Raw genomic sequence first — 1,790 nt, forward strand, 5'->3', positions numbered from 1 at the left:
AAACGACTCAAGGCACGATGGGCCGATCAAAACCTGCTTAGCCTCTTTACTCATATGCGATAGCCCTGCCCTTGAGGGGGAGATGGCCGGCAGGCCAGAGTGGGGTCGGTTCGACTGGATGCGACCCTCCTTGCGACAGATGGGAGGATGGCGCTTGACGCGCGGCGACCCCCTCTGTCGCCTTCGGCGACATCTCCCCCTCAAGGGTCCCTCAAGGGGGGAGATCACACCGCCTCAAATATGCAGCGCGTGCCCCAGCGCCTTAAGCGCGGCTTCCTGGAAGCCTTCGCCTTGCGTCGGATGGGCATGGATGGTGCCGGCGATGTCCTCCAGCCTTGCGCCCATTTCAAGCGCCAGCCCAAACGCCGCCGCCAGTTCCGACGCGCCTTGCCCGACTGCCTGGATGCCGAGCACCAGATGGTTGTCCGCCCGCGCCACGACGCGAACGAAGCCGTCCTCGCCGAGCTTCGTCATCGCCCGGCCATTGGCGGCGAACGGGAACATGCCGATCTTGAGCTCGCCGCCGAGCGCCTTGGCCTCTTCCGGCGACAGGCCTGCCGTCACCAGCTCGGGATCGGTGAAGCAGACAGCGGGAATGGAGCGCTTGTCCCAGCTGCGTTTGTGGCCGGCAACGATTTCGGCGACCATTTCGCCCTGCGCCATCGCCCGGTGCGCCAGCATCGGCTCGCCGGTGACGTCGCCGATGGCAAAGATGCCGCGCATCGAGGTGCGGCACTGGTCGTCGATGCGGATGAATTTGCCCGCCAAGTCGAGATCGATCTGCTCGAGCCCCCAGCCTTCGGTCACCGGCTTGCGGCCGACCGTCATCAGGATCTTGTCCGCGGCGACCTTGACGCTCTTGCCGTCGGATGTCTCGATCAGCAGCGCGCCACCCTTGGTTCCCTTGGCCTTGACGCCCGTGATCACCTCGATGCCGAGCGCGGAGAGCCGCTTGACGACAGGCCGGGTGAGTTCGGAATCATACTGCGCCAGCACCCGCGGCAAGGCCTCGACCACGGTCACCTTGGCGCCCATCTTGGCGAAGGCGATGCCGAGTTCCAGTCCGATATAGCCGCCACCGACGACCGCAAGTTTTTTCGGCACTTCGCTTAGCGCCAGCGCCTCCGTCGAGGAGATCACCGGCCCGCCAAAGGGCAGGAATGGCAGTTCGACCGGGGCCGAGCCGGTGGCGATGGCGATCGCCTCGGCGCGGATCACTTGGCTTCCCGTCTCGGTCTCGACCGCAACGGTCTTGCCGTCACGAAAGGTCGCCCAGCCGTGCACGGTCTTCACGCCGGCCTTCTTCAGCAGGCCGGCCACGCCGCTGTTGAGCCGGCTGACGATGCCGTCCTTCCAGGCGATTGTTTTGGCAAGGTCCAGCGTCGGTGCGGTGACCGAGATGCCGAGCGGGCTTTCGCCGCCGGCCATGTGCAAGACCTTCTCGAACTCTTCCGCGGCATGGATCAGCGCCTTGGACGGGATGCAGCCGACATTGAGGCAGGTGCCGCCCGGTTTGCCGGCTTCCACGATCACCGTGTCGACGCCGAGCTGGCCGGCACGGATGGCGCAGACATAGCCGCCCGGACCGGCGCCGATGACGAGCAGCTTGCAGGAGATTTCTTTCATGATGACACCCCAACTCGTTGTCGTGCTGCTCGAAAGGAGCGCTCTGCAGCAATCCTTCGCGCGCCCCTTGAAGCGCGTAATCTCCCCCCTCGAGGGCAGGGGAATCGCACATGAGTACAAAGGGACTCTTGTGTGGTGTGCGGAAATCGATTCTGAAAGGACCT

General features: G+C 64.9%; 1 protein-coding gene. It reads right to left on the bottom strand.

The features are described 5' to 3' along the window. Window positions 1-234 precede the first annotated feature (234 nt). Complete coding sequence (gene lpdA, locus X744_RS139820) at window positions 235-1,626, bottom strand: dihydrolipoyl dehydrogenase (RefSeq protein ID WP_023763221.1); 1,392 nt, start codon at window positions 1,624-1,626, stop codon at window positions 235-237. Window positions 1,627-1,790: the final 164 nt, after the last annotated feature.

The sequence above is a fragment of the Mesorhizobium sp. LNHC252B00 genome, assembly GCF_000502955.1.
Taxonomy (GTDB): Bacteria; Pseudomonadota; Alphaproteobacteria; order Rhizobiales; family Rhizobiaceae; genus Mesorhizobium.

What these genes read in the sequence shown, in the direction of transcription:
- lpdA (WP_023763221.1), bottom strand. Translation starts at nt 1,626, where the DNA reads ATGAAAGAAATCTCCTGCAAGCTGCTCGTCATCGGCGCCGGTCCGGGC.